The organism is Tepidicella xavieri (assembly GCF_004363315.1).
Classification (GTDB): Bacteria; Pseudomonadota; Gammaproteobacteria; order Burkholderiales; family Burkholderiaceae_C; genus Tepidicella; species Tepidicella xavieri.
In genome coordinates, this window is the sequence record NZ_SNYL01000011.1 from 87,183 (window position 1) to 94,314 (window position 7,132).

At 63.8% G+C, this 7,132-nt stretch carries 6 protein-coding genes; 5 read left to right on the top strand and 1 reads right to left on the bottom strand.

The features are described from left to right. Position 1: 1 nt before the first annotated feature. From DFR43_RS10015 to DFR43_RS10025, 3 genes are all read left to right on the top strand, one after another. Positions 2 to 865 (top strand): DUF7281 domain-containing protein, encoded by an 864-nt coding sequence (locus DFR43_RS10015; RefSeq protein ID WP_133598219.1) that lies wholly within the window; start codon positions 2 to 4, stop codon positions 863 to 865. A 92-nt stretch (positions 866 to 957) separates the two neighbouring features. Further along, positions 958 to 1,269, top strand: coding sequence for a helix-turn-helix domain-containing protein (locus DFR43_RS10020; RefSeq protein ID WP_133598222.1), 312 nt, complete (start codon positions 958 to 960; stop codon positions 1,267 to 1,269). After that, on the top strand, positions 1,266 to 2,489 hold the full coding sequence (locus DFR43_RS10025; RefSeq protein ID WP_133598224.1) for a type II toxin-antitoxin system HipA family toxin: 1,224 nt from the start codon (positions 1,266 to 1,268) through the stop codon (positions 2,487 to 2,489). Before DFR43_RS10020 ends, DFR43_RS10025 begins: the two co-directional genes overlap by 4 nt. A gap of 31 nt (positions 2,490 to 2,520) precedes the next feature. On the opposite strand, the gene DFR43_RS10030 is transcribed toward DFR43_RS10025, so the two are convergent. Then, the gene (locus DFR43_RS10030; protein ID WP_133598226.1) at positions 2,521 to 3,543 is read right to left on the bottom strand and encodes a patatin-like phospholipase family protein; all 1,023 of its coding nucleotides are present in this window, start codon (positions 3,541 to 3,543) and stop codon (positions 2,521 to 2,523) included. Between the two features lie 221 nt (positions 3,544 to 3,764). On the opposite strand from DFR43_RS10030, the gene DFR43_RS10035 reads away from it, so the two are divergent. Next, positions 3,765 to 5,687 carry a PrkA family serine protein kinase gene (locus DFR43_RS10035; RefSeq protein ID WP_133598228.1) on the top strand — a complete coding sequence of 641 codons (1,923 nt, stop codon included), beginning with the start codon at positions 3,765 to 3,767 and terminating at the stop codon, positions 5,685 to 5,687. 81 nt (positions 5,688 to 5,768) lie between these two features. After that, complete coding sequence (locus tag DFR43_RS10040; protein WP_133598240.1) at positions 5,769 to 7,037, top strand: YeaH/YhbH family protein; 1,269 nt, start codon at positions 5,769 to 5,771, stop codon at positions 7,035 to 7,037. Positions 7,038 to 7,132 lie beyond the last annotated feature (95 nt).

Consider the following 7,132-nt stretch of genomic DNA (forward strand, 5'->3'; position numbering starts at 1 on the left):
CATGGATCGAACCCTGCGCGCAGCCTTGCTCAAACTGCATGGCCAACAAGCCCTGCCGGCCAGCCATTTCACCGCCGCTCAGCGCAGCGCTCTGGATCGCTTTGCCCGGCAGACAGGAGCGGTAATCTGCCAGCGTCAGGGGCGCGGTGATGTTTACCGTGTCAGCGATCCGCGACTATTCGATATCCATCTGAGCGCACTCTCCCCCCAAGTCGGGATGCTGGCCACGGACGACCTGCCGCTGCGGGCGCAACACATCGCCCACGCGCGCGACAGCAAAGCGCGCAATCATCAGCATGAGTGTTACTACCCCTTGCTCAAGGCCGTTGGCGAAAAGGTACTTTGGCGGCAAGGCGAGCGCGGGTGCGAACTGCCACTGAGCCAGCTCACGCACCAGTTCGGCGCTGCCAGCCTGTGCATCGAAACGGGCGATACCTGGCAAAGCGGGCAGCCGCTCTGGCTGGTGGAGAACCAGGCGCTGTTTGACCGCACGGACTGGCTGCCAGTGGGAACGCAAGCCACCCTGCTGTACTACGGCGGACAGCTCGATGGCCGGTTACTCGCCTGGCTGGGGCAGCGCCCACGCGCCAGCCGTGTCGTGCTGTTCCCGGACTATGACGGTGTGGGGCTGGCCAATTTCGCGCGGCTCTATGCACAGTTGGGCGATGCCTGCGAATGTTGGCTGATGCCGGACTGGCCCAGCAAGCTGGCGCGCTATGGCAGCCAGCGGCTGTGGCAGGATACGTTGCCCGAGTTCACCCGTGCCGTGCCACAACTGCCGGAGGCATTAGGCCCGCTGATCGAACAGATGCGCCAAACCGGACTGGCGCTCGAACAGGAAGCGGTGTGGCTGCCGGCCGAGTAGCCGCTTTGGCCGCAAGCACTCAATCGCATTCTGTATTTAAAAGACATTAAAATGATATTTAGTCATGATTTGAATATATAAGAGCCAAAAAAATGACTTTTTGTCTATCGACTCCCGCTGAAATCCTGCACGCGCTGGGTGTGCGTCTGCGCGAGCAGCGGCTTGCCCAGGCGCTGACGCAGCGTGAACTGGCGCAAATGGCTGGGCTGTCGCTGGGGGCGTTGCGCAAACTCGAAAGCAACGGCCAGTGCTCGTTGGAAACGCTGGTCCGCGTCGTGCAGGCGCTGGGCTTGCTGGACGAGTTGGACGATCTTTTCGTCCTCAAGCGCCAATCCATCGCCCAGATGGAGCGGGCGGAGTTGGCCCATCGGCGCCAGCGCGCGCCGCGCAAGAGAACACCATGAAGCGGCTGACGGTGCATTATTGCGGGTGGGGAGAAGACTGGCCGTTGGGACGCTTGGCCGATGACGGGCAAACCCTGCTCTTCGAATATGTTCCCGAAGCCCTTTCTCAAGGCTTGGAGCTGTCGCCTTTGCACCTCAAGCTGCGCGCCGATGCCTACGGAGGCTTTCCGGCCCATTTGCATCGCCTCCCCGGCTTGATTGCCGACAGCCTGCCGGACGGCTGGGGTTTGCTGCTGATGGATCGCTTGTTCCGTCAACAGGGTTTGCGCCATCCCGGACCACTGGACCGGCTGGCCTTCATTGGCGAGCGCGCGATGGGCGCGTTGCGCTTCGTTCCGGCCAGCGACGCTGACATTCGGGAACCCGACTGGTCCTTGCTGGCGCTGGCCGAGCAAAGCCGTCTCGCGCTCGCGGGCGAGGCGGGGGCAGCCCTGCGCGAGCTCGCGCTCACCGGCGGCTCACCGCAAGGGGCTCGACCCAAAGCCTTGGTGCAGTACGATGCAATGACCGGGCAAGTCAGCACCCGTCCAGATGCGCCCGGCAGCCCCTGGCTGGTCAAGTTCCCGGCGCAGAACGAACACAAGGAGGTCTGCGTCATCGAGCAGCTCTATGCCGAGCTGGCTCGGGATTGCGGACTGGATGTGCCCGAAAGTCGCTGGTTCGACCTTGGCCCTGAACTGGCCGCCTTCGGCGTCGCGCGCTTCGACCGGGAAGGTGGGCACCGTGTCCCGGTGCACAGTCTGGCTGGATTGTTGCAGGTGGATTTTCGCCTGCCCGGTGCCACCGACTACACCGCTTTCTTGCGGGCTACCCGTTTCCTGACGCGCGACGAGCGCGAAGTGGAGAAAGCCTACGCGCGAGCCGTCTTCAATGTGCTTTTCCACAACCGTGACGACCATCCCAAGAACTTCGCGTGGCGTCTTGGGCCTGACCGGCGCTGGCGTCTGGCGCCGGCATTCGACCTGACCTTCAGCGAAGGCCCGATGGGCCAGCATCACCTGGACGTTTGCGGCGAAGGTGCCGCCATCGAACGCCGGCATTTATTGCGTCTGGCGGAGGAAGGTGGCATCCCAAGGAAACGGGTGGAAGAGGTCATCGACCGGATGTTGCTCCAAGCCAGCGCATTGGGCGAGCGCTTTGAGCGCGTGCCGATTCGCCATCAAGTGGCGCGGCAGATCACGGCCGCCGTGGATGCTTGCCGTCGGCGACTGCAGGGCTGAAGGCAGGCCATCGCTTGACCCCGGCCCACCCTCACTCAAACAGGGCCTCCCAGTCCACGCTGCTGTGCCGTCCGATGGCCGAGCGGTGGGTTTGTAGCCAGGCCAGGGCGCGTTCGCGGCCGAGTTGGTGCAACTGCTCGAAAAACCGGCGGTGCACGGCGAGCCGGCTTTCGGCGGGCTGTTCGCTCAGAAGGTCGCTCGCTTCGATGAGGTGAAACCGGGTGCGGGCCAGGCGGCGCTCCAGCGGGCCACGCCGCCACCAGGCGGTGGCCTGGATGTGCCGATGCCATTGGGCGTACATGCGCATTTCGCGCAGGAAATTCGCATGGAAGGCCAGTTCCAGGGTGCGTTGCCGGATGGCCTGCGCGGTCTGCGGGGTTTCGGGGTGCTGCAAGGGAGCCAGCAGCACCAGCAGGATGTCGGCCGCGCTGCAGTCGTGCAGCAGTGGATAGACGGCTGGGTTGGCGGCATAGCCGCCGTCCCAGTACGGTTCGCCGTCGATCACCACGGTGCGGTGTAGCATGGGCAGGCAGGCCGAGGCCAGCACCGTGTCGGCGCTGAGCTCGGCGGTGCGAAACAATCGCAATTTCCCGGTGTTGACGTGCGTGGCGGCGATGAACAGCCGCACCGGGGCGCTGCGGCGCAGGCGCGCGAAATCCACCTGGGCATGCAGGATGTCGCGCAGCGGGTTCAGGTCCAGGGGGTTGATCTGCTCGGGCGTGAAGTGCTGGCTCCAGTGCAGCAGCATCCGCCAGGCTGGCACGAGCACATAGCGACGGCCGTCGGCGCTGGGCTGGGCCACTTCGAAGGGCAGGCTGTCGGCCACGGCCATCCAGAACGCCCGCAGCGCTTGCCGGGCGGCTGGTGGGCCGCCTTCGGCCAGGCCGTGGGCCAGCACCACCGCGTTCATGGCGCCGGCGCTGGTGCCGCTGACGCCATCGAACGCGCAGCCGTGCTCCAGCAGGGCGTCGAGCACGCCCCAGGTGAAGGCCCCGTGGGCCCCACCCCCTTGCAGGGCCAGGCTCAGGCGAGGCGGTCGGATGGGCCATGGCATGGCAAGAAGCCTCCCGGAACGCATGCCATCGCCGTTTCCAGGTTGCGGGCAAGGGCGATGGGCAGCCGATCCCGGCATCGTAACCGCGTCGCCGCTGGGGCGTGAACTTTTGTCGCCATGCCCTGTCGGACAGTCGGGTCGGTGCCACAGCCCGGTTGCCAAAGGGCGTCGATGGTGGAAACATCCGATGCCAGAGTCCGTTGCAGAAAGGAAGGTGTGCCATGTCCATCTTCGCCCACTACCAGAGCCGCTTCGAGGCCACGCAGGAAGAGGAAATGTCGCTGCAGGACTACCTCGAACTGTGCCGGCGCGACCCTCGGGCCTATGCCAGCGTGGCCGAACGCATGCTGCTGGCCATCGGAGAGCCGGAACTGGTCGATACCCGGACCGACCCGCGCTTGTCACGCCTGTTTGCCAACAAGGTCATCAAGATTTACCCGGCTTTCCGCGAGTTCTACGGCATGGAGGAGACGATCGAGAGCATCGTGGCCTATTTCCGCCATGCGGCGCAGGGCCTGGAGGAGAAGAAGCAGATCCTTTACCTGTTGGGGCCGGTGGGCGGGGGCAAGTCCTCGCTGGCGGAAAAACTCAAGTCGCTGCTGGAGAAAGTGCCGTTTTACGCCATCAAGGGCTCTCCCGTGCATGAGTCGCCGCTGGGCCTGTTCAATCCCGACGAAGACGGCCATTTATTGGAGCAAGATTACGGCATTCCGCGACGCTACCTCAATGCCGTGATGAGCCCCTGGGCCGTCAAGCGCCTGCACGAGTTTGGCGGCGATGTGACGCGCTTTCGCGTGGTCAAGCTCTACCCTTCGGTACTGCGCCAGATCGCGATTTCCAAGACCGAGCCGGGCGACGAGAACAACCAGGACATCTCCTCGCTGGTGGGCAAGATCGACATCCGCAAGCTGGAGTCCTACTCGCAAAACGACCCGGATGCCTACAGCTATTCGGGCGGGCTGTGCCTGGCCAACCGGGGCCTGATGGAATTCGTGGAAATGTTCAAGGCCCCCATCAAGGTGCTGCACCCGCTGCTGACCGCCACCCAGGAGGGCAATTACAAGGGCACGGAAGGCTTTGGCGCCATTCCTTTCGACGGCACGATCCTGGCCCATTCCAACGAGGCCGAGTGGCAGACCTTCAAGAACAATCGCAACAACGAAGCCTTCATCGACCGGATCTACATCGTCAAGGTGCCGTACTGCCTGCGGGTGTCTGACGAGGTGCGCATTTATGAAAAGCTCATTCGCAACTCGTCGCTGGCCCATGCCCCTTGCGCGCCCGATACGCTGCGCATGATGGCCGAATTCGCCGTGCTCTCGCGCCTGAAGGAGCCCGAAAACTCCTCCATTTACTCCAAGATGCGGGTGTACGACGGCGAAAACCTCAAGGACACCGACCCCAAAGCCAAGAGCCTGCAGGAATACCGCGACTTCGCCGGGGTGGACGAGGGCATGACGGGCTTGTCCACGCGCTTTGCCTTCAAGATTCTGTCGAAGGTTTTCAACTTCGACCACCGCGAGGTGGCGGCCAACCCAGTGCACCTGATGTACGTGCTGGAGCAGCAGATCGAGCAGGCGCAGTTTCCGCCCGAGGTGGAGGAAAGCTATCGCCGCTTCCTCAAGGAATACCTGGCGCCGCGTTATGCCGAATTCATCGGCAAGGAGATCCAGACCGCCTACCTGGAGAGCTACTCCGAGTACGGCCAGAACGTGTTCGACCGCTACGTCACCTACGCCGATTTCTGGATCCAGGACCAGGAGTTCCGCGACCCCAACACCGGCGAGATGCTGGACCGCCAGGCGCTCAACGACGAGTTGGAAAAGATCGAGAAGCCCGCCGGCATCTCCAACCCGAAAGACTTCCGCAACGAGGTGGTCAACTTCGTGCTGCGCGCCAGGGCCAAGAACGACGGGCGCAACCCGAGCTGGACCAGTTACGAAAAGCTGCGCGCCGTCATCGAGAAGAAGATGTTCTCCAACACCGAGGACCTGCTCCCGGTGATTTCCTTCAACGCCAAGGCCAGCGCCGAGGAGCAGAAAAAACACCAGGACTTCGTCAATCGCATGGTGGCCAAAGGCTATACCGAAAGCCAGGTACGGCTGCTGGCCGAATGGTATCTGCGGGTGCGCAAGTCCTCCTGAGCGCGGCGGGCATGGGCGGCGCACGCCTGCCGCCCATGCGGCGTGGCGCGCAGGTGCCGGGGGAGAGGGATCATGAGCCAGATGGTGCACATCGTCGATCGGCGCCACGATGCTCGCAACAAGAGCACCGTCAATCGCCAGCGTTTTCTGCGTCGGTTCAAGGGGCAGATCCGCGATGCCGTGCGTCAGGCCATTGGCCGGCGCAACGTGCGCGACATCGACGCCGGGGAAGAAGTGCACATCACCGGCAAAGACATTTCCGAACCCCAGTTTCGCCATGGCCGCCCCGGCGTGTGGCGGCGTGTCAATGCCGGCAACGACCGTTTCGTGCCGGGCGACGAGCTGGACCGCCCCAGTGGGGGGGCGGCGGGCAGCGGCAGCGGGCAGGCCAGCCCCGACGGCGAAAGCCTGGACGACTTCGTCTTTACCCTCAGCCGCGAGGAGTTTCTCGACATCTTCTTCGAAGACCTGGCTTTGCCCAACCTCGTCAAGACGCAGCTGGCGCAGATCCAGGAATACCAGAGCCGGCGCGCTGGCTACACCCCAACTGGCACGCCGGCCAACATCAGCATCCGCCGCAGCATGCGCGGAGCGGCGGGGCGTCGAATCGCGCACGGCGCGCCGCTGAAGCAGCGGCTGCAAGCCCTGCAAGCCGAATGGGAGCAGGTGGTGGCCGAGCGCGGGGAGGGCGACCCTCGCGCCCGCGAGCTGGAAGAAGAAATGGCGCGGCTGCGCCACCGCTTGGAGGCCATCCCCTTCATCGATGAGTTCGATTTGCGCTACACCCACCGCGTGCGTGTGCCGCAGCCTTCCACCCAGGCGGTGATGTTTTGCCTGATGGACGTCTCCGGCTCCATGGACGAGGAACGCAAGCAGATCGCCAAGCGGTTTTTCATGCTGCTGTACCTGTTTTTGCGGCGCACTTATGAGCGTATCGAACTGGTGTTCGTGCGTCACCACACCCAGGCGGCCGAGGTGGATGAAGACGAGTTCTTTCACTCCCGGGAGTCTGGGGGCACGGTCGTCTCCAGCGCGCTGGCCCTGACCCTGAAGATCGTGCGCGAGCGCTACGGCAGCCAGGCCTGGAACGTCTATGTGGCGCAGGCTTCCGACGGCGACAACTGGAACGACGACTCCCCGCTGTGCCGGCAATTGCTCGATGAGTCGCTGCTGCCGCTGTGCCAGTATTACGCTTACATCGAGATCAACGACGAGCAGCCGCGCAATCTGTGGGAGGAGTACGCCCGCTTGCTGCCGCGGCATCGGGAGCGCTTCGCGATGCAGCGCATTGCCACGCCGGCAGACATTTTTCCCGTCTTTCGCAGCTTGTTCCAGAAGCGTTTGAGCTAACAGGCCGTTGAAAAACTCCCCTGTGGCCGGTCTTGGTACGGGTACCATGTGAGCCACGGCGACGACGACCAGACACCAGACACCGAAGATGAGAG